Here is a 23,742-nt window from a genome sequence, read left to right as displayed (position 1 = left end):
GACTGCGGACCGATCCGCAGTGTCGCGAACTAAGGAGTAACGAGATGGCCGCACAGGTTGGAACCACCGCGCGAACCGGCGAGCGTTGCCCCGAGAGTGGGGTGTGGGAGGTGGTCGGCACGCCGACTACCACGGCGCCGATCGCCAAAGGGAACGTCATGCCGCCCTACAACAACCAGGCTGTCACGTGGCGGCTGATCCGCCTCGCGTAGCCTCCGGTACCGCGCTTGACCAGGAGAAGTGCCCGGATCAGCCAGCTGATCCGGGCACTTCCCTATGCATGCCCGCATCGACGAGTACTGTGCCGCGATCGGAAACCACGCGCGAGGGCGTGAACAACCGAGAAGCTGATCGTCCGCTACTGATGAGTTGCCTCGCTGACGTATCCTAGGTGGCATGGCGAAGAAGGAAGTGCGCATCGCGCCAGCCGCGCAAGGCCGTGGCTGGCAGGTCGTCGCGCCTGGGCAGCCTGCGGGGACGGCACGTGTCTTCAAGACCAAGCGGGCGGCGATTGCATACGCCTTGGTCAGTGAGCGCAGCGCCAGGGTTGCCGAGGGAGGTGTGCGTGCCCTTCAAACGACTGGGCGAGTCAAGATTAAGAAAGCCGCCAGCAACCGCAGCGGCAAGACGACGACCAAGCGCCAGCGGGTTGCGGCCGGAAAGACCACAGCCTCGAAGACAGCACGCCTGGTGAAACAGTCCCAGACTGAATATGACCACGACCAACAGCCAGGGCCTAGCTTCCGGAAGCTAATGCAGAATGCGGCGAAACTAAACAAGGACGCATTGGACCGACTGGCGAAATAAGCAGTACACGTGGCAGAGTCGGTCAGGTACCTGAACTTCGACTATTACGTGGTTGCGGCTTCCGAAGCCCTTGAGGTCTCCGAAGCGAAAATCAGACGAGTGGTCAACCGTGGCCTCGCTGAGTCTGCACTCATGGCCCCCGCGTCGGGGTTCGGCGATTACGAAAAGTATCCTTCCTTTGCGGAGAAGGCTGCAGTGCTCCTGCAGCGAATTGCATCGAATCACGCATTGCCGGATGGAAATAAGAGGACCGCGCTTCTTTGCACGATCGCCTTCGCGAACCTCAATTCGCGTTCTTGGCTTCCCCCTTCCGGCGACAAGAATGAAGGAGAGGAAACCGCCGAGATTGTTGAGGCCGCCGCTGGTGGTTGTCTTCCGCTTGCCGCTCTGACGGCTTGGGTACAGCTGAGACTGCATCCACTGGACTAGATGTCACAACCTCAAGTGGGTGGCCTTGTGCCATCCCGTCGACCTGGCGTAGCCCGATCACGCTGTGTCAAGGGGGCAACCTACCTCAATTCCGGCGCGTGCGCTGACAGACTTGCCCCCTTGACACAGCGTGATAGCCCTCCGGGAGGTCGACGGGATGGCACGTCCTCGGCCACCCACGGACCGTAGCGCGTGTCGGTTCCCGGCAATCCCGGAGACCTGCCCGTCCGGCGAGGACATGTTCTTTCTTCTTGGCACCGCGGCTTAGGTGCCTCGGCCTGCCTCGGCCCCGGCCGATGCGCGGGGACCGGCGTCAGCCGCACGCCCCGCGCAGGCTCGGCCGGGGCGGAAGGGCTGAGGCCGCGCGGCGCCGTCAGGCGCCGCCTTGAAGAAGTAGAGAAAGTTTGAACACGACCGTGGTCAACGGGCGGTGGCGGTCTCGGTGAAGATCCATTCAAGGTAGTCGGGGTTTCCGGCTACCAGTGGTGTCGCGGTGACGTGCGGTACCTCGTATGGATGGTGCTGGCGTGCGAGTTCAGTGATGCGGTCCACGAGGCTCGCTCGGGTGTAGAGCACGCCCCGTGTCTCTGTCTTCTCGTGGATGGTGCCGCGCCAGTGGTAGGTGGTTTCGAAGGGGTAGGTGTGGCCTGCCGCGCAGAGGTGTTGCTGCATCAGGTTCTGGATGAACTGCTGGAGCCACTGTTTCTCAGGTGCGGTGATGACAACTTCGACGGCCTGGTCCTCAGTGTTGTCCATTAGCCGATGCCTTCAGGTCGTTGATTACAGCGTGTGCGTCGGCCTTGGTGCGGGTCATGCTGCCCCAGCCGGTCATGATCTTGCCGTCGTAGCCGAGTCCTACCCAACGGCCCCGCATCTGGGTTCCATGCGCATGGAGGACGAAGTACATCGTTCCCTTTGAGCGCACGGAGCCGTCGTTTGCGGCGTACCAGCCGAGCAGCACTTCGTTGTCCCAGAGTCGGAACTCGCCGGTCCAGTGGTAGCCAGTCTCTGCGAGGCCGTGGGTGACGGTCTGTACCTCGATACTGTCACCGTGTTGGGCGAGGCGAACTTCTTGCACGGCGATGGCTTCCTCGCCGTCTCTCCAGGTCTGCCAGCCTGCGTACCACTGGCCTGCGAGGTCGAGTCGGCCGGAACTGGTTCCGGCTAGCTCGCTCACCGAGATCTTGAGCGCTTCGGCGATGGCCACGGCCACGGAGAGGACTGGCTGCTGTTCGCCTGCCTCATAGCGGCGGATCTGGCGAACGCCGATACCGGCGGCCTGGGCTAGGTCGGACTGCGACATGCCCAGGTCTGCACGTCGCTGCCGCATCACATCAGCCATGTCCATGCCGCCATTGTCCCAGGTCGAATTAGTCCTTGACAACCGGACTGATTAGGCCGCAAACTAGGGGACGTATCAGTCCTTGTTGAGGACTAATGAGACACAACAGCCGCTTCGACGGGGGCCGGCTGGCGTCCTCGAAGGCGATGAGACAGGAGTGCTTGATGAGGAACATCCCGGTGAATCTGGGTGGCTTTCGGTTGATGGTGACGGAGCCTCCGGCGTTGAAGACGCGGAAGGACGAGTCGGGTCGTGAGGTTCCGGTGACGGATCGGGATGGGGTGACCAAGTTTGTGGTGTCGGTGTTCGCGAAGGCTCGGGGTGAGAGGGGTGAGGAGATCCGGGTGACGTTGGAGGCGGATCCGGGTGAGGGTTTCGAGGATGGCGACTTGGTGGAGCTGGTGGACGCGCGGTTGTCGCCGTATTCGTTCAAGAACGCTAAGGGCGAGACGGTGTCGGGGGTCGCGTTCAGTGCGGGCGGGTTGAAGCCGGTGGACTGACCCGGCTGTAGGTCCCGCCTGCGGGGGTGGTGGCGCCCTTCCTCTGTGTGGTGAGCGGCCCGTTTCGAGTCGGGCGGGGGCACTTTCTTGGTGTTTGTCAATTTCAGAGTGGGCCGATCCATGCCAAAAATCGCGCCTTTTTGTGGTGGCGCGCCTTGATTCCCGGGGTGTTTGTTCCGGGGGTCTTGGGGTTTCACCACGAATCGAGGAAAAGGGGGTTGGTGTGGTTAGTCGTCGGGGCCTGGATGGTTTGGTCGAGGATTTCGACAAGGCGTTGTCGCTGGTGAACGAGGCCGCGCACGTGTTGGAGGACGCGTCGGTGTTCGTGAGCGCGGCGGGTGCGTTGTTCGCCCGGCAGTCGGCTGGGGTGATTGGCCAGTTGAACGAGGTGTATGGCGAGATTCAGCGGATCAAGCACGAGTTGAGCGAGGTGAGTGCTGATGATTAGGCGGGGTGTTCGTGGCGGGTTGTGTTCGTATGACCCGCAGGGCCCGAAACGGGGCGTGTGATGACCGGTCACGTGTGTAGCGCGGATTTCTGGCTTTCGCCGACACGAATAGCGACGTGCACGGTGTGCGGCAAGCAATGGCCGATGTGATGCACAAGGAGGGTCGGACAGTTGCAGGTTGAGATGTTGAACCGGCGGGCGATGGGCCGTTACCAGAATTTCGTGGCGGCGATGGAGTTGGTGCGCGAGTCGCTGGATGAGCTGGACGGGTTGATCGCGAAGGTGCCGGCCAAGCCCAGCACGGGGTCGGGGTGGACGGTGGCGACGCGGGATGAGTTGACCGGCTACCGCAGGCAGGCGACGGACGAGTTGGAGCGGCTGCGGGAGACGGCCAAGAAGTACGAGGCCGAACTCGTGTCCCGGGATTGGAGGGTGTGAGGGGTGGCCGGACATCAGGTGGACCGCGCGATTGACGCGGTGGACGCGGCGATGCGGGAGCTGAAGCGCTCGTTGCGCGGGATTCCGATCCGGCGGGAGGGGTTCAAGTCCCGCCATGACCGCATGGCCAAGGCCGTGGCCAAGTTGACCGTGGCGTTGGAGGACTCCCGCCCCGCGATCAACGACTAGCCCACACGAACAACACGAGCAGCACAACAGCGCGAGCAGCACAACAGCGCGAGCAGCACAGCAGCGCGAGCAGTACAGCAGCAGAAGAATTCGTCGGTGAAGGGACCGGCCTGACCACCCACGGGGGTGGCGGGTTGGTCCCTTTGTCGTGTCTGGAAAGGACATCAGGGAAATGGGTAGGGAGTTTTCCAAGCGGGCTCGGGGTGCGGAGATGAAGGCCGCCGCCTGGGTCGGGCGGCATCCGGGCAGTGTGCTTGCCCCGTCGGTGGTGACGGCCTCGGGCCTGGAGCTGGGCTGGGCGACGACGGGCGGGATTGTTGGCGGCACGGTGGCGGGGTTGGGTGCGTGGTATCGGGCGCACCCGGACACCTTCGACCGGCTCGCGGCGCCCCGGTTGCGGTCGTGGCGGCGGCGCTGGTGGACGTATGTGGGGTTGCGGTGGCGTAACGCGTTGATCGCTTGCGACTTGTTCACGACCCACCGCAAGACCGGGGAGCTGCGGGTGCCTCGGCTGGTGAGGGTGCGGTCGTACTCGCCGAGTGTGGACACCCTCTACGTCAAGCTGCACCCGGGGCAGCATCTGCGCCAGTTCGAGGCCAAGCTGCCGGAGCTGACCGAAGCGCTCAAGGTGGAGCGGATCGCGCTGGAGCGGGTCAAGCCCCGCGTCATCGCTCTGGTGGTGGAACGCGCCGAGCCGTTCACCGAGGTGATCGAGGCCCCCGAGATGCCGCAGGATGCCGACGCGGTCGAGTTGGGCCGGTTGTCTGTCGGGGAGAACGAGTACGGCGGCGACTGGCGTATCCCGGTGTTGGGGCAGCACCTGTTCGCCGCTGGGGCGACCGGGGCGGGCAAGAACTCGATACCGGCGGCGGTGCTGCGGGGATTGGCGCCGATGATCCGGGACGGGTCGGTGCGGCTGTGGCTGTGTGACCCCAAGCAGATGGAGTTCGCCAAGCTCGCCCCGATCGCCTACCGCTACGCGGCTGAGGAACAGGCGTGCGCGGACCTGATCGATGAGTACGTCGACGATATGCAGGCCACCCAGCAGGCCCTGTCCGGCCAGGGCAAGCGCGCGATCACCCCCTCGCCGGTGACCCCGCTGAACCTGCTGGTGCTGGATGAGATGGGCGCGCTGCTGGCCTACGGCGACCCGTCGGTGGGGCGAGGGCTGCGGCGGCAACTGGCGCTGATCGGCTCGCAGGGCCGGGCGAGTGGGCATTCCATGCTCGGGTTGGTGCAGGAACCAACCAAGGACACGGTGCCGGTGCGGGATTTGTTCACTAACCGCATCTGCCTGCGGGTCACCTCCGCCGCCCACGTCGACATGGTGCTGGGGGAAAACGCCCGGCTGCGCGGCGCGCTCGCTGACGAGATCCCCAACGATCCGGCCACGGCCGGGATTGGTTACGTCATCCGGCAACGCTCCCGCGTCCCGATGCGGGTCCGCGCCGCCTACGTCACCGATACCGAGCTGGACGAACTCGTGACCTTCGTGCGCGAGGGATGGAAGGGCACGCCCGCCAACCTGCAGGTGGTGGCGGGATGAGCCTGTATGTCCAGTACTCGGCGGTGCTGCACGTTCCGCACTACCAGGTCATGAGCTGGCCTTGCGAGGACGCCCCACCAGAGCCGTTGTCGCGACAGCTGCATCGCGAGTGGTGGCGCGCCGAGCGGGAGTTGGCCAGGTACCTGGCCTCGGTGGGTGAGGCCGGGCGCGCACGCGGGGCGGGCGGGTTCCTCTTCACCCACAAGCCGGTGTTTCTGCCGCGCTGCGGCGACTGCGCCGACCTGCCCGAGGGCAACCCCGAGGTCTATTCCGACTGGTGGCAGATGCGCGCGGCGCTGGCTGACTATCCGGGCTGGGTCGCCACCGGCGACCTGACCGTCTTTTGTCCTCATCACCGCCCAAGTTGGGAGTACTGACCATGTTGACGCTGTCGTTTCTGTGGAACTGGACCAAAATCACCGCCCTCGCTGTGATCGCGGTGGTCATCGAACAAGCCCTGATCACCGACCCGTGGGTGTTCATCGGCGCTGTCGCTGTCACGGGCGGGGTGTGGCTGCTGATCACGGTGGGCTTGTACCGCGAGTGGCGCACCCACGGCACCGGCTACCGCCACCAGGTCGCCGAATGGGTCACCGACCGCACCGACAGGAGGACCCGGTGAGCCCCGGTGGCGGGGCGGGGCAACTCGGGCTGTTCGGGCCCGAACCCGCCCCGGCCTCGACCCCTGCCCCGGGGCGGAAGCGCCCACCCGCGCGGCGGGACACCCGAGCCCGATCGGTCGGCACCCCGGCGGCGGCGCGGGACGTGCTCGCCGAGATCGCCGACGGCCGCTACGGGGCGCTGGATGACACCGACCGCATCGTGATCTTCGAAGACACCGAACGGGTGCGGCTGGCCACCGACGAAGACCTCGTGCACAACCTCATCGGCAACGGCTACGCGCAGCGCTGCCCACCCCGCGACACCCTCACCTGCCGACACGGCGCGATCCGCCGCCCGGTGTCCCCGCTGCGCCTGACCAAACGTGGGCGGTCGCTGCTGTACCGCTGGTCCGCCCTCAAACCCTACTGACAGCGAAGGAGAAACCCGTGTCCAAGGTGGACAACCCTCGACCGGCCGGGGCGCGCATGGTTGACGTGGTGCGCGTCCTGGTCACCGTGGTGTTGGGTGGGATCGGCGCGGCGGCCGGGTTCAAACACACCCACGACTGGGCTGTCCACCACGGACAGACCGGGTGGCTGGCCTGGGCTGATGCCGTGGTGATCGAGGGCATGGCCATCGTCGCCGGGTTCGAGGTCCGCCGCGACCATCAGCACGGCAACACCCGGCTGGTCAGCTTCCCCATGGCCGTGCTGGTGGCCGCGTTCGGCGTCCAAATGGCCGCCCAGGTCGCCCTGGCCGAACCCACCCCCGCCGGGTGGCTACTGGCCGCCATGCCCGCCCTCGGCTTCCTCGTCGTGGTCAAGCTGCTCCTACGCCGCGCACCCCTCGACCACCAACCAACCCCACCCCACCAACCAACGGAACCCGCACCCGCTCCGGCGAACGAGCCAGCCCCGGCCGAACCCGACCCGGACCCCGCTGGCCCTGCCCCTGCTCTGGCCGTGGCCTCTGCTGCGGCACCGGCGGCGGGGGTGAGGGTGCTGGGCAAGCTGCCCGTGTCGCTGCGGGACGCGGTGACCGCCCTGGCCACCGAGGCCCACGAGCAGGGCCGCCGGGTGACCGCCGAGGAGATCACCCAGCGGGTGGCGCTGCCGGAGGCGATGGTGACCGCCCTGGTTGACGAGCTCAACACCCGGGTCAACGGCCACCCGATCCCCACCTGAGCAGCGCACCCCGTATCGATCCGCCCGCAGTGGGGCGGGGGCACAGCCACACCCGGCGCACGCTCCCGCCCCGCTTTCTCGTGCCACGGAAAGGTTCCACCGTTGCTGACGCTGGATGAACGCATCACACACCGGCTCCGCTCACCCGGCTACGCCACTTGGCGGGCCAAGGTCATGCAGGCCAACGGCTGCGCCCAACCCATCCGCCTGCTCGGCACCCACCAACTACAGGACACCACCACCGGGCGGGTGCTGCACCACTACACGGGCAGCCTCTTCGCCCCCTGCGGCAACCGCCGCGAAACCGTGTGCCCGGCCTGCTCCGACCGCTACGCCGCCGACGCCTTCCACCTCGTGCGCGCCGGACTCTGCGGCGGCAGCAAAGGCATCCCCGAAACGGTCACCACACACCCCCGAGTATTCGTGACCTTGACCGCCCCCTCCTTCGGCCGCGTCCACACCCGACGCCTCTCCCGCCGTGGCCGGGTCATGCCCTGCGGCTGCGGCGACCACCACCGGGAAGCCGACCCCCGCCTCGGCACCGCACTGGACCCAGACAACTACGACTACGAAGCCGCCGTGCTATGGCAAGCCCACGCCGGGAAACTGTGGCACCGCTTCACCATCCGCTTGCGCCGCGAACTCGCCCACCGCGCCGGACTACGGGTGCGGGACTTCCCCCACCACGCCCGCCTGTCGTACGGCAAAGTCGCCGAATACCAACGCCGGGGCCTGGTGCACTTCCACGCCCTCATCCGCCTCGACGGACCCGACGGCCCCACCAACCGCCCACCCACCTGGGCCAGCGCCGAACTGCTCACCCAAGCCATCACGGCCGCCGCTGCCGGGGTGGTCGTGACCACCCAACATCCCGATGGTTCCCGGTTGTCGCTGACGTGGGGAGACCAACTCGACATCCGGCCAGTCGAGCATGAGGAAACCGAGGGCGGTGAAGGGATCGGGGAGCGGGCCTTGGCGGGCTACATCGCCAAGTACGCCACCAAAGGCACCGGCACCGTTGACGGAGCTGACCGCCCCATCCGCTCCGAACTCGACATCGACCACCTGCGCATCTCCGAGCATCACCGGCGCATGATGCGCACCTGCTGGCAACTCGGCGGCCTGGAGCAATACCAGGACCTGAACCTGCGGCGGTGGACACACATGCTCGGCTTCCGAGGCCACTTCCTCACCAAAAGCCGCGCCTACTCCACCACCTTCAAAACCATCCGCGAAGACCGGCGCGCGTTCCGACTCGCCGAAGCCCTCGACCAGCTCGGCCTCGACCCCGACACCGTGCTCGTGGTCAACGACTGGCACTTCACCGGCACCGGATACCGCGACGACGCCGAACGCGAACTCGCCACCGGCATCGCCGAACGACTCCGCACCCAACGACAACAACAACACCACAAGGAGCAGCCACGATGAGCAGCAAACTCTGGACCATCCACGACCTCGCCGACTACCTCGGCATCCCCATCAACACCCTCTACCAATGGCGCACCAAAGGCTACGGACCCACCGGCCGCCGCATCGGTAAGTACGTCCGCTACCGACCCCAAGACGTGGACGCCTGGGTCGAACAACAAGGGGAGCGCTGATGGCTCGTCCGCCACTTCCTGTGGGTACGCACGGCAAGATCAAGGTCAACCGGAAGCCTGGGGGCGGGTTCGTCGCCAAGGCGAAATATCGCGACTACGACGGTGTGACTCGGCTTATCGAGCGTTCCGGTCATACCGAGACCGCAGCACGTAACCGGCTGCTGGAAGCACTTCGCGACCGTTCCTCGCAGTCGGTGGGCGGCCTCATCACTGGTGACACGAAGTTCTCCGCTGCTGCGGATCTGTGGCTGCGCGAGGTGAACTCGGCCGTGGAGGCGGGCGACATGTCACCGAGTTCGGCTGACCTCTATGAGCGTCAGATCCGCAACTACGTGACTCCGGCGCTGGGTGAGCTGCGGATACGGGAGGTCACAACTCCTCGCGTGGATGCGCTCCTCCAGGTCGTGCGGAAGCGACGGAGTGCGGCAACCGCGAAGGTGGTGCGCAGTGTGGTGTCTGGCGTCATGGGGCTCGCGGCTCGGCATGGTGCGACGGCGACGAATCCCACGCGGGAGACGAAGAAGATAAGTTCGGGCAGGAAGCGCAGCGTCCGGGCGTTGACGGCGGACGAACGTGTGCGGTGGCTGGCTCAGCTCGAAGCCGATCCCTTCGCCGTCCGTAAGGACCTGCCGGACTTGACGCGGTTCATGCTCGCCACCGGGGTGCGCATCGGTGAGGCGCTGGCCGTCTCCTGGGATGAAGTTGACTTGGACGCGCGGATGGTCGATATCGAGTGGACGTTGGTGCGTGTCCGGGGTGCGGGTCTGCGTCGTATTCCTCCGAAGACCGACAGCGGCAGACGCACGCTTCCGTTGCCTCTCTCCGCTGTCGAGATGCTCCGCCGACGGAAGGTGGACGCGTACCCGGATGGAGCTCTGGCCATCGGCACGGCTGCACCGATCTTTCCCGATGTGGCGGGCGGCTGGCGTGATCCGAGTAACACCCGCAGGGACCTGCGGACCGCGCGAGGGACCGAAGGGTTCGGGTGGGTCACCTCGCACGTGTTCCGGAAGACGTGCGCGACGATCCTCGATGAGGCGCGCTTCACGCCCCGGCAGATCGCTGACCAACTCGGCCATGCACGCCCCTCGCTCACCCAGGACGTCTACGTCGCGCGAAAGATCGCGAACCCGGCAACCGCTGAGGTGCTCAATGACGAGCTGGGTACGTAGTCAATGCTCAAAGGGTTGGGTTTTGGCTGGCTTGCCGCAGATGCAAAAAGTCCACGTACCTTCTGACCTGGGGTGGAAGTGCGCCATCAGGGACTCGAACCCCGAACCCGCTGATTAAGAGTCAGCTGCTCTGCCAGTTGAGCTAATGGCGCTTGCCGTGTGATTTCGGGGCGTGTTGCTCCGCCCCTCAACGACGTGACAAACAGTAGCACGGTCGGTGGGTGTGCCCGCACAGCACCCCCAGGCAACCACTCGGGTGCAAGTTCGCAACAACCGCACACGCACCGCGACCGAACGGGCAAGCTGGTGACACATCCGGGGTACCTACAGGGGAATGGAAGGTCGGCAATGACAGGTCGGAGTGGGCTCGGCCCACGGCGGGGGATTCGACTGGCGTCAGCGCTACTGGCCGCCGGTGCGGTGGCCGCGGGTTGCAGCGCCGCCGGTGAAGAGGGAGCCGATCCTCGGCAGAGCCGTAGCGCGCCGACGAGCACGGTGGTGCGTGAATCCGTATCGCTGACGCTGTCGGTGCCCGATGGTGCGAAACGGGTCGAACCGGGGAAGCTGATCACCGCGAGCGCGAAGCACGGGGAGATCGTGCGCGCCTCGCTGGTCGGCACGCACGGCACGAAGGTGAAAGCCGACCTCTCCGAGGACGGCAGGAGTTGGACCTCGACCGAACCACTCGGGTACGGCAAGACCTACACCCTCACCGTGCAGGCCGAAGGTGAGGACGGCAGGTCGCGAACCGAGAAGTCGACCTTCACCACGGCGACACCCGCACGCACCGTCGCGGTGTCTATCAACGCTTGGGACGGCGAGACCGTCGGCGTCGGCATGCCGTTGATCTTCTACTTCACCGGGCCGGTACCGGACAAGCCGGCCGCCGAGGACGCGATCCGGATCACCACCGAACCACGTACCGAGGGCGCCTTCCACTGGTTCGGCGACGACCGCGTGATCTGGCGCCCCAAGGAGTACTGGCAGCCGGGAACCAAGGTCTCGGTCGACGCCCTCGTCTACGGCAAGCGCCTCGGCGCGGGCATCTTCGGCAGCGAGGACAAGAGGCTGGACATCACTGTCGGTGACAGGCTGGTCGCCGTCGCGGACGGCACGGCGCACCATATGCGGGTCTTCGTCAACGGCAAGCAGGTGAGGAGGATGCCGATCTCGATGGGCAAGCCGTCGAGCTCCACCCCGAACGGCGTCTACACCGTGATGAGTGAGCACAACGGCTACACCATGGACTCCAGCACCTACGGTGTGCCCGTGGACAGCTCAGCGGGTTACCGGCTGTTCGTGGAATACGCGGTACGGCTTTCCAACAGCGGCATCTTCTATCACTCGGCGCCGTGGTCGGTCGGCGACCAGGGCGAGCGCAACGTGAGTCACGGCTGCATCAACCTGTCCACCGAGAACGCGGCCTGGCTGATGAGCCGTTCCAAGCGCGGCGACCTGGTGCGGGTGCAGCGAGCAGGTGGGCAGACCCTCGAGCCCACCGACGGCTGGAGCGTCTGGCAGTTGTCGTGGCAGCAGTGGCAGGCGGGAAGCGCCGACCGGTAGCGGTCACGCTCGCCAGAGCTGCCCTCCGGCGCGGGTGAGGACGATGTTGGGTACCACGGCGTGGGCGGAAAGGCGCGAGACGGCGAGTACGAGTTCGGCGACGTCCCCCGTGGTGAGCATGGCGTCGGCGTCGAGTTCGTCGCGTTTCCACGCGGTCATGTCGGTGTCGACGTAGCCGGGGGACAGTGCGGTGGCGGTGACACCGTTTCCGGACTCTTCCAGCGTGACGGTTTCGCACAGCGAGATCAGGCCCGCTTTGCTCGCACCGTAGGCCGCCAACCCTTGCTCGCCCGCCACGCCGGTGATCGAGGCGAGTGCGACGATCTTGGCTCCGCGCTCGGGTGTGGCGGCGGCCGCGGCACGCAGTAGGGGCAGGGTTCGCTGGATGAGCAGGAACTGGGCGCGCAGGTTGACGTTGAGTACCAGGTCGTAGGTCTTCAGAGGCAGGTCGGCGACCGATCCCTGCGCGCCGACCCCACCGTTTAGTACCAGCAGGTCCAGCCGGTGAAACCGATCGGTGTGCGCCGCGACGAGCCGGTGGAGGTCCTCCTCGGCGGCGAGGTTGGCCACGACCGGCGTGACGTCGGCTCCGGTTGCCCGCAGTTCGGTGGTGGCTTCCAGCAGGCCGGCTTCTCGGCGGGCGGACAGCGTGAGCGCGTAGCCCGCTTCGGCCAGTTGTCGCGCGATTCGCAGGCCGATGCCGCGGGAGGCGCCGGTCACGAGAGCGGTCCGGGTAGTGGTCATGCGGTCCTGACCGGGTGTCGGGCCGCGCGTGGGCACGGCGGGGATGGTGGTCGCGGGCAGGGGTCGACTACCCGCTCGGGCTCGGCGAGACGGTGGTCAGCTCAGCCAGTCGTCCGGCATGTCGCCGGATTGCTCGCCGGGAGGTGGGGTGGGTGTGGCCGCCGCGGTGCGGGAGAACCGTGGTGCCGGCGCGGGTTGTGCGACGCCGTCCAACTCCACGATGGTGCCCCGAGCGGCGAGGTTTGGATGGTCGGCGGCTTCGGCGAAGGTGAGAACGGGAGTGACGCACGCGTCGGTGGCTGCGAACACCTGCTCCCAGTGCTCGCGTGGCTGGGCGCCGAACGCCTCGGCGAGCCGGGACCGCAACTGCGGCCAGCGATCCTGTTCGAGCTGGCCGGGCAGGTCGGCCGGGTCCAGCCCCAGCCCCGCCAGCAACTGCGCGTAGAACTGCGGCTCGATAGCGCCGACGGCCACGTAGCGGCCGTCGGCGCACTCGTAGGTGTCGTAGAAGGGCGCTCCGCCGTCGAGCAGGTTGCCGCCGCGTTCGTCGGTCCAGGTGCCCTGACCGCGCATCGACCACATCATCTGCGCCAGCACGCTGGCACCGTCGACCATCGCGGCGTCCACAACCTGGCCCTGCCCTGACCGCTGCCGCTCCCACAGTGCCGACAGCACGCCCACGAGCAGGAACATGGAGCCGCCACCGAAATCCCCGACGAGGTTCAGCGGCGGCACCGGTCGCTCATCCCGGCGCCCGATGGCGTGCAGCACACCGGTGAGGCTGATGTAGTTGATGTCGTGTCCCGCTCGCTGGGAAAGCGGACCGTGCTGTCCCCAGCCCGTCATGCGGCCGTAGATCAGGCGGGGGTTGACGGCATGGCAGTCGGCAGGGCCCAGACCGAGTCGTTCCGCCACGCCGGGACGGAACCCTTCGAGCAACACGTCGGCCTTCTCGGCCAGCCGCAGTGCCAGCGCGTGACCCTCGGGGGTCTTGAGGTCGGCGGCCACTGACCGCCGACCCCGCAGCATCGCGCCGCCGTCCTCACCGCCCGGACGCTCGACGCGGACGACGTCGGCACCGAGGTCGGCGAGGATCATGGCGGCGTGCGGCCCCGGGCCGATACCGGCCAGTTCGACCACTCGTATTCCGGTCAGTGGCCCGGCCATCTCAGTGCTCCCCCGAAGGGAGGTCACGGTCGCGTCGCATGTCGGATGCTCCTAGAGGCGTTCGATGAGGGTGGCGTTGGCCATGCCGCCGCCTTCGCACATGGTTTGCAGGCCGTACCGGCCACCGGTGGCTTCGAGGTGATGGACCAGCGTGGTCAGCAGGCGGGTGCCCGACGCTCCCAACGGGTGTCCGAGCGCGATCGCACCGCCTCGTGGGTTGAGCCGCTGCGGGTCCGCGCCCAGTTCGTGTCGCCAGACCAGCGGGACGGGAGCGAACGCCTCGTTGACCTCGTAGGCGTCGATGTCGGCAAGTGCGAGTCCCGCGCGGTCGAGCAGCTTGCGGGTGGCGGGGATGACGCCGGTGAGCATCAGCAGCGGGTCGCTGCCGGTGACGGCGAAACTGTGGAACCGCGCCTTGGGACGTAGGCCGAGCGCCTTGGCCTTGTCCTCGCTCATGATGAGCACTGCGGAGGCGCCGTCGGTCAGCGGCGAGGAGTTGCCCGGCGTGATCTTCCAGTCGATCTCGGGGAAGCGGCGTTCGAGTTCCTCGTCACGAAAGGACGGGCGCAGCCGGGCAAGGCTGTCCACAGTGGTGTCAGGGCGGACGGTCTCGTCGCGAACCAGTTCACGTCGCTCGCCGTCGGGTCCGGTGACCGTGATCGGCAGGATCTCGTCGTCGAAGCCGCCCTCGGCGATGGTGGCAGCCGCCCTGGCATGCGAGTGCGCCGAGTATTCGTCGAGTTCGCCGCGGTCGAGCTTCCACCTGCCCGCGATGATCTCGGCAGAGACGCCCTGGTTGACGAGGCCTTCCGGGTAGCGACGGGCGACGGCCGGACCCGAGGCGTCCTTGCCGAGAGTCGCGGTGCCCATCGGCACCCGGCTCATCGATTCGACTCCGCATGCGATCACGACGTCGTAGGCACCCGCGAGTACGCCCTGCGCGGCGAAGTGTGCGGCCTGCTGGCTGGACCCGCACTGCCGATCGATCGTCGTGGCCGGAACGGCTTCCGGAAACCCCGCGCCGAGGACGGCCTTGCGGGTGATGTTCAGAGCCTGCTCGCTCACCTGGCCGACGCAGCCGCCGATCACGTCGTCCACCAGCGCCGGGTCCACACCCGTCCGCTCGACCAGACCTCGCAGTGTCCGGCCGAGCAGGTCCGCCGGGTGAACATCGCAGAGCTGGCCCCCGGGCTTTCCCTTCCCCGACACGGTGCGGACGGCGTCGACGATGACCGCGGTGACCATGGCTGCCTCCTCCAGATTGACTTAACGATCGCTAAGTTCGGTACGCGCGTCAAGACGGGCGGCGACGAGACACGGGTCACGGGAACGCGCATCGATCGTTCGGTAGCGTGAGAGGTTTCGCCGCCCGTCGGCGGCGGCCCTGCTGCTGGACCGTTCGGAGTGGACGATCGCGGGCGACGGGTGAGCGCTTCGGTCACCGATGCCGACGTCGTCGGCCGGCGGGCGACCCCGCCGGCGCAACGTCCACGTGGTTCGGGCGACGCGCGGGGTGCCGGAGTCATGGACGGTCGGGCAGGCGTGCCGCTGTCACCGAGCGTGCTCAATAGGTGACCGGAACGCCACATCCGGCACTGTTCGTGATCGCGGAGACATCGTGATGCCGACAGTGTCCACCGGATCAAGTGGGGTGAGTGACGGGACTTGAACCCGCGGCCCCCTGGACCACAACCAGGTGCTCTACCAGCTGAGCTACACCCACCACGCGAGGCATGTCGATGACCGCCTCGGCTGGATCATCGTAGCGCGCGCCCAGCGGCGGCGTCGCACCGGGGCTACTCGTCGCGGTCCCGCAGCACCTCGCCCGCCGCGGCCCTGGCCTGTTCGGTGCTCGGGCCGGGCTGCGGGACGAACGCGGTCCTGCGGTAGTACTCCAACTCGCCGATCGACTCCTTGATGTCGGCGAGTGCCCGGTGGGCAAGCCCCTTGTCCGGCTTCGCGTAGTAGATCCGGGGGTACCAGCGCCGTACGAGCTCCTTGACCGACGAGACGTCGACCATGCGGTAGTGCAGGTACGCGTCGAGCTCGGGCATGTCCCGCGCCAGGAAACCCCGGTCGGTAGCCACGGAGTTGCCCGCCAGTGGCGCCGTCTGCGGGTCGGGCACGTACTCGCGCACGTACTCGAGCGCTCTGCGTTCGGCCTCGTCGATGGTGACGGTGGAGCGGCGTACCTCCTCGGTCAGTCCGGACCTGGCGTGCATCTCACGCACCACGTCGGGCATGTTGGCCAACGCCTCGTCACCGGCATGGATGACGAGGTCGAGGCCCTCGCCGAGTACCCGAAGGTCCGCGTCGGTGACGAGTACGGCGATCTCGATCAGGGCGTCCTTGGCGAGGTCGAGCCCTGTCATCTCACAGTCGATCCAGACAAGACGGTCGGTCACCCTCGAAACCCTAACGTGGCGGACCGGGTGTTGCTTGTCACACTCCGTTTTCGGCCTGTTGGGCGACCGGTCGCGTGACGTTGCGGGACCGCCCACGGGCTCGTCGCCATCGGATTCTCACCGCACGGCCAACTCCTCGGCCAGCGCCGCCCACGACGGTGGCCTCACACCCGCGGTGGGCATGGCGGGGTCGATGCCGTGGCGGCGCAGCAGCCGGTGGGTGCCCTTGCCCGCGAGCGCGGTGACGGTCGAACGGGCCGACCTCGTCGGCTGCCGCCGGGCGGCTCGCAGCAGAGCCCACAGCAGCCGCTCGCCACGGGGGGTCGCTCCTGGCCTACGTCGCAGCAGCAGCTGTGCGGAATTGACGGAAGGCGAGGGGCGAAAGCAATGCGCGGGCACTTTGCGCAGCAGCTGGATGTCGAACCGAGCAGCCCACCAGGCCAGCTCTGTGGAACGTGGCAGCGGTTCGGTGACCCGCTTGGCGAACCCCCATTCCACCACCAGCGCCGCCCTGCGCAGCCGGGTGGTACGCGGACCGAGCAGGCGGCGCAGCAACGCGGTGGCAATCCCGTACGGGATGCTCGACACGACGAGGAACTCCTTGTCCGGCAACGGAAAGGTTCGCGCATCCGCCTGTATGACGCGGACGTTGTCGGCCGCGCCGAGCCGGGCACGCAACCGGCGGGCGAACTCGGGGTCGCGTTCCACCGCCAACACGCGTGCGCCGGTGGCGGCAAGCGGTGCCGTGATCGCCGCGGTACCCGCGCCGAGGTCGAGCACCAGATCTCCAGAGCTCGGCGAGCATGACCTGATCAGGTCGTCGACGACGTGGCGTGCGGTCAGGAAGTGTACGCCGGAAGGATTGGGCAGTGGGTGTTTGCGGGCGCGGCGAGGCCGTCGTGAATTGGGCATGGCGCTGCTTTCGTCATGAACGAGGGGAGCGCCCGGAAACGAGCGCGCACGGACGTCATGGCGCAGCGACAGCAGGCCCGGTCACGAAAGGGCAGCTTCGGAAAGTGAGTGTGGGTGAGCGGCCGCTGCGACTAGGTGCGGCGTGCCCGTAGCCGGGCGAACACCGCGCAGCGGAGGACCAAAGTTCCCATGCCGACGACATTAGCGCCCGCCGCAACCGGTTTTGGTGCTGCTGGCACGAACGGAACTCTCGTGGCGGTGATGCTGTGTGCGAGAGTGCCGGTTCGCCTACTGGGGCCGTGTGAGCGGATCCGTTGGTACAGCGCGTTCCTCGGCGATTGCGCTGATCGGTCGTAGCGTCGGTCACATCGAGTCCACACCGAACAGCGGAGGAGAGCGAACCATGTGTGCGGTCAGCACCGAGCCCGCGGTCGAATCCCACATCGAGGTGAAGGCCCGCGGTGGTATCGACCTTCGTGACTACGCGGATTATCTGCGCCACCAGCCACCGGGCTGCAGACCTCAGGAGGGCGGCAACCCGGCGACGTTGTGCCTGGGGTTCACGGTGGAGGACACCTATCGGCCCGTCGCGGCGCGGGTGCGGCAACGGGCGCCGAACGTGGTGCACATCGGCATCGTGGCGAAGGGGGTAGCGGCAACCGTGGTCGCGGAGCAGGTGCGTCGAATCCTGTCGCTCGATGCCGACGGTGACGGCTTCGCCGCGCTCGCCCGCCGAGATCCGGTGCTGGCCCGATTACGCAGCCTGCGCCCCGGGTTGCGCCCGGTACATTTCCACTCACCGTACGAGGCGGCCTTTTCGCGGTCGTGTGCCACCGGTTGCGCGTCGCACAGGCGGCGGCGATCGTGCGACGCATCGCCGAACGGCACGGTGAACGGGTCTCGATCGGCGGGTGCGCGATAACCTCGTTCCCCGCGCCCGAGGTACTGCTCGACGCCGATCTTTCGCTCGGGTTGTCCGCGGTGAAGCGGCAGCGACTGGCGGCGATCGCGCGTGCCGCGCTCGACGGCTCGCTCAACGGCGCGTACCTGCGTTCCCTGCCGCCTGATCATGCCGTGCGGGAACTGCGGCGGTTGCCAGGGATCGGGCCGTTCTCGGCGGAGTTCGTCGTCGGTCAGGGCGCCGGGCACCCCGCGCTCTTCCCTCGGCGAGAACCCCGGCTTCACGCCAGGATGGCCCAGGCGTACGGGGTTGGCGACGTCGACGAGCTCGAACGGATCGCCCGGCGGTACGGCCCGTACAGCGGCTGGGCCGCGTTTGTGCTTCGAGCCTCGCCGAGTTGTGAACTATATCCCGATGTCGTAGCGGGCCAGGGGAAAGGGGGTTACCGGGAACAGACAGCCCCTGTGGTGAGCTGACGGTGTGGAGTTGGCCGAACTGGACAGCGAGATCCTGCGGGCATTCGAGCTGGATGTCGAGACCGCGGGCACCATTGCGCTCGTCGCGGGAGTGGCGGCACTGCTCGTGGTGCTGCTTCGCGGGCCGTGGCGGTTCGCGCGCAACGTGGTGACCATCGTGCACGAGGCAGGGCACGCGTTCGTCGCCGTGCTCGCGGGCAGACGGTTGCAGGGCATCCGGCTGCACTCCGACACCTCCGGGGTCACGGTGTCGCGGGGCAAACCCGCCGGTCCCGGAATGGTGCTGACGACCCTCGCCGGTTACCCGGCGCCCGCCCTGCTGGGGTTGGCGTTCTCCGGTCTGGTGGCGGGAGAGCAGTTGAGTGCCGTGCTCGGGGTCGCGGCGGCGCTGCTGCTGGGCGTGCTCGTGATGGTCCGCAACGCGTACGGGGTGTTCGCCGTCGTCGTTTCGGCCTTCGTGCTCGGGTTTGTGGCGTTGTTCGCGGGCCCGGGCGTGCAGGCGGCGTTCGTCTATCTCATCACGTGGTTTCTGCTGCTGGGGGCGATCCGGCCGGTGTTCGAGCTGCAGGCCAAGCGCCGCAGGGGCGCCGCCAGGGACTCCGACGCCGACCAACTCGCGCGACTGACCGGGGTTCCGGCGACGATCTGGTTGCTCGTCCTGGCGGTGCTCACCGTGAGCTGTCTCGCGGTCGGCGGGATGCTGCTCGTGGAGCCTGCGGTCTCCCCGTTCTGACGCGGTGGCCTGCGGGTTCGGCCGAGCCTGAAGCACCACCGACCGGCCGGATGCGCCTGCACCGCTTGCGGCACACTAGAGGGGTCGACACAGGTGTGGCTTTTCGAGAGGACTGTGCAGTGGCGGACGAGGTCGCGAAGGCTGTCGAGGAGTGCGCGCGTGCGGCGAAGCGCGCGGCACCATCCATTGCCGCGGTGCCGGACGCGTCGATCGATGCCGCCCTCAGCGCGATGGCTGATCACCTGGTCGCCAACCGTGCCGCTGTGCTCGAAGCCAACGCCGAGGACGTGACGAAGGCCCGCGCGGACGGGATGAGCGCGGGCTTGCTCGACCGGCTGACCATCACCGACGAGCGGCTCACCGGCATGGCAGACCAACTGCGGTTGCTCGCTGGTGCACCTCATCAGGAGCGCTCCGTTCCGGTGGCCGCGCTGGCAGGTGGCCTGCGGCTGGTCGAGCGGCGCAGGCCCGTGGGAGTGATCGGGGCGAACTACGAGGCGAGGCCGAACGTGACGGTCGACGTCGCTTCCCAACTGATCAAGTCCCGCAACGCCGGGGTGCTGCGCACGGGCTCCGCCGCGCTCGGTTCGGCGCAACGGCTGCTGGATGTGGTGGTGGCACCGGCGCTCGCCGAGGCCGGGATCGACGCCGACGCGATCCAACTCGTGCCAAGGGCCGAGCGGGAGGCCGCGGCCGCGCTGGTGCGGCTTGCGAACCTCGTTCCGTTGGTGATCCTGCGGGGAAGCGGTGACAGCACGCGGGCGCTGGCCACCGAGGCGGCGACCCACGGGGTGCGCACGCTCGCCCACGCCGACGGCGGCGGGGTGCTCTACGTCGACGCCGCGGCCGACGTGGAGAAGGCGCGCTCGCTCGTAGCCGACAGCCTCGACCGGCTGGGGGTGTGCAACCGGCTGAACCTGCTGCTCATCCATTCCTCGATACACGACCTGGTTTGGCCGGGGGTGTCCGAAGCGCTCGAGAACCGGGGCGTGCGGGCATCGCTGCCGCCGCACGACCACCCGATCGGCTACGAGTGGGCGCTGGACTCCGAGCGGGAGGCCACGGTGACCGTGGCACGGGTCGACAGCCTGGCCGAGGCGGTCGCGATCGCCAACGAGGAGACGTCGGGGCTCGCGGCTGGCATCGCCACCGAGGACGAGTCGGCCGCTGAGGCGTTCTTCGACGGCTACCAGGGCACGGGGGTGTTCTGGAACGCCACCACCCGGCTGCTCGACGGCTTCAAACTGCTCGGGGTGCCGGAGACCGGCATCAACATCGACAGGGTGCCGGGACCGCGCGGACCGGTCACCTACACCGACCTCTACGTGAGGCAGTACGCGGTGCTGCCCGACCGGTCGTGAACCGGTCAGGCGAACACACTGCGTCCCGCTGGGGAGGCCGGCGATCGAGGTGGATGGTGCGTAACAGCGGCGGTGGGCCGGCGCTCAGTCGCGGCCGGATGCGACGGCCGCGTCGGCCTCCCGCACGTCCAGGCCGAGCATGGCGAGCAGGTGCTGGCAGTCCTGCGCGTCCATGGAGTGGCCTGCCACGGTGCGGGCCGCGAGGCCGCGTACCCGCTCCAGGTGTTCTTCGTGCGCCGCTCGGGCGCGGGCTACTCGTGCCGGGGTCGGGCCGGTGTCACGAACGGTCGTCATGCGGCTCCCTCCCGCCCTGCCGGCGAGGCCGGTGGGCCGGGTTGTCGAGAACGACGCGGCTCGGGGTGCCGACATACGGAACGCTCTCGACAGCCAGACCCTACCGTGATCCGGCGGCCGGGCGATACGGGTCGGCACGCCCACGCGGCAGCCGGGTACCGTCGGGGACTGCCCCTGCCTGGGTGGTGCCAGCGCCGTGGGACCACCGTGAACTCTTCTCAGGACCAGGAGGCCGACCATGGTTGCGAACGCGACGGAGCAGTTGAACCCGGCAGAGCAGACCGCCGGGTTCGCCGAGCTGGGGCTTCGGCCGGAACTGCTGCGGGCACTGTCCGAACTCGGCTACGAGGAGCCGACCCCCATCCAGCTCGCCGCCATCCCCACGGTGCTGCAGGGTCGGGACCTGGTGGGGCAGGCGGCGACGGGCACCGGCAAGACGGCGGCGTTCGCGCTGCCGGTGTTGCAGCGGCTGCCCGACGGCGAGCGCGGCAAGGCGCCCTCGGCCCTGGTGCTCGTGCCGACCAGGGAACTGGCCGCGCAGGTCTGCGAGGCGATGTACCGCTACGGGCACCACCTGGGCGCGCGCGTCGTGCCCATCTACGGCGGCCAGCCGATGGGCAGGCAACTGCGGGCGCTGGGACAGGGTGTCGACGTGGTGGTGGCCACACCCGGCAGGGCGCTGGACCATCTCGGGCGCGGCACGCTGTCACTGGCCGAGTTGCGGACGGTGGTGCTCGACGAGGCCGACGAGATGCTCGACATGGGCTTTGCCGAGGACATCGAGGCGATCCTGCAGGAAAGTCCCGAGCAGCGGCAGACCATGCTCTTCTCGGCGACGATCCCACCGCGCATCGCCGGGATGGTGCGTCGACACCTGCGCGAGCCCGCTCGCATCGAACTGGGCAGGGAAAGCTCCACCCGTGGTGAGGCGTCGCTGATCAGGCAGAGCGCCTACGTCGTGCCGAGGGGACACAAACCGGCCGCGCTCGGCCGCGTGCTCGACGTCGAGGCGCCCACCGCCGCCGTGGTGTTCTGCCGCACGCGCGAGGAGGTCGACCGGCTCACCGAGACGCTGAACGGCCGCGGCTACCGCGCGGAGGCGCTGCACGGCGGGATGGACCAGCCGCAGCGTGACCGCGTGGTGGCGCGGCTGCGCGGCGGTACGGCCGACCTGGTCGTGGCCACCGACGTGGCCGCGCGCGGGCTGGACATCGAGCAGCTGACCCATGTCGTCAACTACGACGTGCCCAGCGCGCCGGACGTCTACGTCCACCGCATCGGCCGGGTCGGTCGCGCGGGCAGGGAGGGCTCCGCGATCACCCTCGCCGAACCCCGTGAACACCGGATGCTGAAGACGATCGAGCGGGTGACCGGTCAGCGGCTGGTGGTCGAGAAACTGCCCACCGTGGCCGACCTGCGTGCCCGTCGGTTGGAGCTGACGAGGGCGGCGCTGCGGGAAACCCTGCTCGCGGGCGACCTCGACCGCTATCGCGGTGCCGTCGAGCCGCTGGCCGAGGAGTTCGACCTGCTCGAGGTGGCGCTCGCCGCCGTCAAGCTCGCTCACGAGGCCTCGGGTGCCACCGACGAGGAGGAGATCCCGGAGGTGGAACTCAGGTCGCGCGACACCCGGCAGGACGGCCGAGGCCGTCGCGCGCCGAGTGGCGGGCGGGAGCAACGTCGCGGCAAGTCCGCGGCCGAGGGCATGACCCGGCTGTTCGTCGGGCTCGGCCGCACGGCGGGCGTGCGCCCGCAGGACCTGGTCGGCGCGATCGCCGGTGAGTCACGGCTGCGCGGCAGGGACGTGGGCGCCATCGAGATCGCGGACCGGTTCTCGCTGGTGGACGTGCCCGCAGGCGCGGCGGACGACGTGATCGCCGCTCTGCGCGGCAGCAGCATCAAGGGCCGGAAGGCGACCGTTCGTCGCGAGCGGCAGCACGCGAGGTAGTGGCGGGGTCGCGCGTCCTGCGCAGTGCCGCCGAGCGCACCCGGTTGTAGCCGCGCACCGAAACCGGGCGGCGGGTGCGCAACTCGTACTCCGGCATCCGCGACAACTCGGTGGCCAGCTCACGATCCACGAGCACCGTGCCGGGGCGTGCCATGGAGGTCAGCCTGCTCGCCAGGTTCACCACCGACCCGTAGACGTCGCCGAACCTGCTGAGTACCCGCCCGGCCGCCAGCCCGGCCCGTACCGCGGGCAACCGCTCGTCCGCGCTGGTGCGCTCGGTCAGCGACAGCGCGATCTCGGCGGCGTCGGCGGGGGAGTCGCTCACGAACAGCACCTCGTCGCCGATCATCTTCACGACTCGCCCGTGGTGTTCGGCGATCAGTTCGGTGGCCAGTCCCTCGAAGCGCTCCAACACCTCGCCCAGCTGTGCCTCGTCGACGCGCCGGGTCATCCTGGTGTAGCCGACCATGTCGACGAACCCGACCACCTGGGTGCCTGACTCCAGGTCTTCCTCGGCGGCGAGCGCACGTCCCGCGTAGGCGGCCAGGTGCCTGCGCCAGACGAAGTTCTGCACCCGTTCCAGCTCGGGCAGCAGCTGCCGCACCAGTTCGACCAGTTGTCGCTGGTCGGCGGCCAGCTCAGGGTGCTCCTCGATCAGCGACCACAGCAGCTGCGACTGCCACTCGGCGAGCCGGGAAAGATGCAGCCCGACGGTTCTGGCCACGGCCGTTTCCAGCTCGGGTTGAAGCAGCCCGGTACCGATCAGTCGGTCGGTCGTGCGCACGGCCTCCACGTCGGCGTCGGTGAACACCACCTCGTCGTCACCGACCGAGGCGAAACCCAGCGCCTGCCAAAGCTTGCGCGATCGCTCCTGCGCAACGCCTGCCCGCTGCGCGACCTCAAGCCGGGTGTACTTGCGCTCGCCGCCGAGCAGCATGCCTTCGAGCCGCCGTTGGAGCGCCTGGTCCGTCATCGGGCC

The 23,742-nt window shown here is 68.2% G+C and carries 30 protein-coding genes and 2 tRNA genes; 21 read left to right on the top strand and 11 right to left on the bottom strand.

Annotated elements, in window-relative coordinates; all coding sequences use genetic code 11:
* The first annotated feature begins 44 nt into the window (after window positions 1-44).
* The 3 genes from SACMADRAFT_RS30510 to SACMADRAFT_RS29280 all read left to right on the top strand — a co-directional run bounded on the left by SACMADRAFT_RS30510 (window position 45) and on the right by SACMADRAFT_RS29280 (window position 1,236).
* Window positions 45-212, top strand: coding sequence for a hypothetical protein (locus tag SACMADRAFT_RS30510; protein ID WP_009155536.1), 168 nt, complete (start codon window positions 45-47; stop codon window positions 210-212).
* Window positions 213-396: 184 nt separating this feature from the next.
* Window positions 397-807 (top strand): hypothetical protein, encoded by a 411-nt coding sequence (locus tag SACMADRAFT_RS30055; protein WP_009155535.1) that lies wholly within the window; start codon window positions 397-399, stop codon window positions 805-807.
* Between the two features lie 9 nt (window positions 808-816).
* Window positions 817-1,236: a type II toxin-antitoxin system death-on-curing family toxin gene (locus SACMADRAFT_RS29280; RefSeq protein ID WP_083840947.1), complete on the top strand. Its 420-nt coding sequence runs from the start codon at window positions 817-819 to the stop codon at window positions 1,234-1,236.
* A 420-nt stretch (window positions 1,237-1,656) separates the two neighbouring features.
* Here the strand turns inward: SACMADRAFT_RS29280 and cutA are convergent, their stop codons facing one another.
* Both cutA and SACMADRAFT_RS19380 read right to left on the bottom strand, forming a co-directional pair.
* The gene (cutA, locus tag SACMADRAFT_RS19385) at window positions 1,657-1,992 is read right to left on the bottom strand and encodes a divalent-cation tolerance protein CutA (protein ID WP_009155534.1); all 336 of its coding nucleotides are present in this window, start codon (window positions 1,990-1,992) and stop codon (window positions 1,657-1,659) included.
* Window positions 1,979-2,584 carry a helix-turn-helix domain-containing protein gene (locus SACMADRAFT_RS19380; RefSeq protein ID WP_009155533.1) on the bottom strand — a complete coding sequence of 202 codons (606 nt, stop codon included), beginning with the start codon at window positions 2,582-2,584 and terminating at the stop codon, window positions 1,979-1,981. The genes cutA and SACMADRAFT_RS19380 overlap by 14 nt, the downstream gene beginning before the upstream one ends.
* 158 nt (window positions 2,585-2,742) lie before the next feature.
* Between SACMADRAFT_RS19380 and SACMADRAFT_RS19375 the strand changes: the two genes are divergently transcribed.
* The 12 genes from SACMADRAFT_RS19375 (at window position 2,743) to SACMADRAFT_RS19320 (ending at window position 10,262) form a co-directional block, all read left to right on the top strand.
* Window positions 2,743-3,078: a hypothetical protein gene (locus SACMADRAFT_RS19375; protein ID WP_040926605.1), complete on the top strand. Its 336-nt coding sequence runs from the start codon at window positions 2,743-2,745 to the stop codon at window positions 3,076-3,078.
* 250 nt (window positions 3,079-3,328) lie between these two features.
* Window positions 3,329-3,526, top strand: a complete 198-nt coding sequence (locus SACMADRAFT_RS31015; RefSeq protein ID WP_232285435.1) for a hypothetical protein — start codon at window positions 3,329-3,331, stop codon at window positions 3,524-3,526.
* A gap of 171 nt (window positions 3,527-3,697) precedes the next feature.
* A complete protein-coding gene (locus SACMADRAFT_RS19365; RefSeq protein WP_009155530.1) occupies window positions 3,698-3,964 on the top strand; it encodes a hypothetical protein in 267 nt (88 codons plus the stop codon).
* Between the two features lie 3 nt (window positions 3,965-3,967).
* Window positions 3,968-4,153, top strand: coding sequence for a hypothetical protein (locus tag SACMADRAFT_RS19360; RefSeq protein WP_009155529.1), 186 nt, complete (start codon window positions 3,968-3,970; stop codon window positions 4,151-4,153).
* A 172-nt stretch (window positions 4,154-4,325) separates the two neighbouring features.
* Window positions 4,326-5,699 carry an FtsK/SpoIIIE domain-containing protein gene (locus SACMADRAFT_RS19355; protein WP_009155528.1) on the top strand — a complete coding sequence of 458 codons (1,374 nt, stop codon included), beginning with the start codon at window positions 4,326-4,328 and terminating at the stop codon, window positions 5,697-5,699.
* Window positions 5,696-6,076 carry a hypothetical protein gene (locus SACMADRAFT_RS19350; protein ID WP_009155527.1) on the top strand — a complete coding sequence of 127 codons (381 nt, stop codon included), beginning with the start codon at window positions 5,696-5,698 and terminating at the stop codon, window positions 6,074-6,076. Before SACMADRAFT_RS19355 ends, SACMADRAFT_RS19350 begins: the two co-directional genes overlap by 4 nt.
* A gap of 2 nt (window positions 6,077-6,078) precedes the next feature.
* The gene (locus SACMADRAFT_RS19345) at window positions 6,079-6,321 is read left to right on the top strand and encodes a hypothetical protein (protein WP_009155526.1); all 243 of its coding nucleotides are present in this window, start codon (window positions 6,079-6,081) and stop codon (window positions 6,319-6,321) included.
* Window positions 6,318-6,731 carry a hypothetical protein gene (locus SACMADRAFT_RS30045; RefSeq protein ID WP_009155525.1) on the top strand — a complete coding sequence of 138 codons (414 nt, stop codon included), beginning with the start codon at window positions 6,318-6,320 and terminating at the stop codon, window positions 6,729-6,731. Before SACMADRAFT_RS19345 ends, SACMADRAFT_RS30045 begins: the two co-directional genes overlap by 4 nt.
* A 17-nt stretch (window positions 6,732-6,748) precedes the next feature.
* Window positions 6,749-7,486: a DUF2637 domain-containing protein gene (locus SACMADRAFT_RS19335; RefSeq protein WP_009155524.1), complete on the top strand. Its 738-nt coding sequence runs from the start codon at window positions 6,749-6,751 to the stop codon at window positions 7,484-7,486.
* Window positions 7,487-7,588: 102 nt separating this feature from the next.
* Window positions 7,589-8,917 (top strand): replication initiator, encoded by a 1,329-nt coding sequence (locus SACMADRAFT_RS19330; protein WP_009155523.1) that lies wholly within the window; start codon window positions 7,589-7,591, stop codon window positions 8,915-8,917.
* Entirely contained in the window at window positions 8,914-9,090 is a 177-nt protein-coding gene (locus SACMADRAFT_RS19325; protein WP_009155522.1) for a helix-turn-helix transcriptional regulator, read from the top strand. Before SACMADRAFT_RS19330 ends, SACMADRAFT_RS19325 begins: the two co-directional genes overlap by 4 nt.
* Window positions 9,090-10,262, top strand: a complete 1,173-nt coding sequence (locus SACMADRAFT_RS19320) for a tyrosine-type recombinase/integrase (protein WP_009155521.1) — start codon at window positions 9,090-9,092, stop codon at window positions 10,260-10,262. The genes SACMADRAFT_RS19325 and SACMADRAFT_RS19320 overlap by 1 nt, the downstream gene beginning before the upstream one ends.
* Before the next feature lie 79 nt (window positions 10,263-10,341).
* Here SACMADRAFT_RS19320 and SACMADRAFT_RS19315 read toward each other — a convergent pair.
* A tRNA-Lys gene (locus SACMADRAFT_RS19315) sits at window positions 10,342-10,414 on the bottom strand.
* Between the two features lie 196 nt (window positions 10,415-10,610).
* Between SACMADRAFT_RS19315 and SACMADRAFT_RS19310 the strand changes: the two genes are divergently transcribed.
* Window positions 10,611-11,825 carry a L,D-transpeptidase gene (locus SACMADRAFT_RS19310; protein ID WP_009155520.1) on the top strand — a complete coding sequence of 405 codons (1,215 nt, stop codon included), beginning with the start codon at window positions 10,611-10,613 and terminating at the stop codon, window positions 11,823-11,825.
* A 3-nt stretch (window positions 11,826-11,828) separates the two neighbouring features.
* Here the strand turns inward: SACMADRAFT_RS19310 and SACMADRAFT_RS19305 are convergent, their stop codons facing one another.
* The 6 genes from SACMADRAFT_RS19305 to SACMADRAFT_RS19280 all read right to left on the bottom strand — a co-directional run bounded on the left by SACMADRAFT_RS19305 (window position 11,829) and on the right by SACMADRAFT_RS19280 (window position 17,053).
* Window positions 11,829-12,605: an SDR family NAD(P)-dependent oxidoreductase gene (locus SACMADRAFT_RS19305; protein ID WP_232285434.1), complete on the bottom strand. Its 777-nt coding sequence runs from the start codon at window positions 12,603-12,605 to the stop codon at window positions 11,829-11,831.
* Window positions 12,606-12,665: 60 nt separating this feature from the next.
* Window positions 12,666-13,736, bottom strand: coding sequence for a CaiB/BaiF CoA transferase family protein (locus SACMADRAFT_RS19300; protein WP_009155518.1), 1,071 nt, complete (start codon window positions 13,734-13,736; stop codon window positions 12,666-12,668).
* 51 nt (window positions 13,737-13,787) lie between these two features.
* Window positions 13,788-14,981 (bottom strand): thiolase family protein, encoded by a 1,194-nt coding sequence (locus tag SACMADRAFT_RS19295; protein ID WP_009155517.1) that lies wholly within the window; start codon window positions 14,979-14,981, stop codon window positions 13,788-13,790.
* A gap of 402 nt (window positions 14,982-15,383) precedes the next feature.
* Window positions 15,384-15,459 (bottom strand) — tRNA-His (locus SACMADRAFT_RS19290).
* A gap of 73 nt (window positions 15,460-15,532) precedes the next feature.
* The gene (gene orn / locus SACMADRAFT_RS19285; RefSeq protein WP_009155516.1) at window positions 15,533-16,141 is read right to left on the bottom strand and encodes an oligoribonuclease; all 609 of its coding nucleotides are present in this window, start codon (window positions 16,139-16,141) and stop codon (window positions 15,533-15,535) included.
* A gap of 117 nt (window positions 16,142-16,258) precedes the next feature.
* Window positions 16,259-17,053 carry a ribosomal RNA small subunit methyltransferase A gene (locus tag SACMADRAFT_RS19280; protein WP_083840945.1) on the bottom strand — a complete coding sequence of 265 codons (795 nt, stop codon included), beginning with the start codon at window positions 17,051-17,053 and terminating at the stop codon, window positions 16,259-16,261.
* 403 nt (window positions 17,054-17,456) lie between these two features.
* On the opposite strand from SACMADRAFT_RS19280, the gene SACMADRAFT_RS29700 reads away from it, so the two are divergent.
* The 4 genes from SACMADRAFT_RS29700 (at window position 17,457) to SACMADRAFT_RS19265 (ending at window position 20,524) form a co-directional block, all read left to right on the top strand.
* Entirely contained in the window at window positions 17,457-17,975 is a 519-nt protein-coding gene (locus SACMADRAFT_RS29700; protein ID WP_085977933.1) for a DNA glycosylase family protein, read from the top strand.
* The gene (locus SACMADRAFT_RS29695) at window positions 17,918-18,430 is read left to right on the top strand and encodes a DNA glycosylase family protein (protein ID WP_085977932.1); all 513 of its coding nucleotides are present in this window, start codon (window positions 17,918-17,920) and stop codon (window positions 18,428-18,430) included. The genes SACMADRAFT_RS29700 and SACMADRAFT_RS29695 overlap by 58 nt, the downstream gene beginning before the upstream one ends.
* Window positions 18,431-18,434: 4 nt before the next feature.
* Window positions 18,435-19,163, top strand: coding sequence for a M50 family metallopeptidase (locus SACMADRAFT_RS19270; RefSeq protein ID WP_009155514.1), 729 nt, complete (start codon window positions 18,435-18,437; stop codon window positions 19,161-19,163).
* Between the two features lie 119 nt (window positions 19,164-19,282).
* Entirely contained in the window at window positions 19,283-20,524 is a 1,242-nt protein-coding gene (locus tag SACMADRAFT_RS19265; RefSeq protein WP_009155513.1) for an aldehyde dehydrogenase family protein, read from the top strand.
* Between the two features lie 84 nt (window positions 20,525-20,608).
* Here the strand turns inward: SACMADRAFT_RS19265 and SACMADRAFT_RS19260 are convergent, their stop codons facing one another.
* Window positions 20,609-20,818, bottom strand: a complete 210-nt coding sequence (locus SACMADRAFT_RS19260; protein WP_009155512.1) for a hypothetical protein — start codon at window positions 20,816-20,818, stop codon at window positions 20,609-20,611.
* A gap of 238 nt (window positions 20,819-21,056) precedes the next feature.
* Between SACMADRAFT_RS19260 and SACMADRAFT_RS19255 the strand changes: the two genes are divergently transcribed.
* Complete coding sequence (locus tag SACMADRAFT_RS19255) at window positions 21,057-22,763, top strand: DEAD/DEAH box helicase (RefSeq protein WP_009155511.1); 1,707 nt, start codon at window positions 21,057-21,059, stop codon at window positions 22,761-22,763.
* Here SACMADRAFT_RS19255 and SACMADRAFT_RS19250 read toward each other — a convergent pair.
* Entirely contained in the window at window positions 22,714-23,736 is a 1,023-nt protein-coding gene (locus SACMADRAFT_RS19250) for an adenylate/guanylate cyclase domain-containing protein (protein ID WP_009155510.1), read from the bottom strand. The genes SACMADRAFT_RS19255 and SACMADRAFT_RS19250 overlap by 50 nt on opposite strands.
* Between the last annotated feature and the right edge of the window lie 6 nt (window positions 23,737-23,742).

Source organism: Saccharomonospora marina XMU15 (genome assembly GCF_000244955.1).
GTDB classification, from domain to species: Bacteria; Actinomycetota; Actinomycetes; order Mycobacteriales; family Pseudonocardiaceae; genus Saccharomonospora_A; species Saccharomonospora_A marina.
The sequence above is the reverse complement of the archived record's forward strand: the minus strand, read 5'-3'. Positions and strand labels throughout refer to the sequence as shown.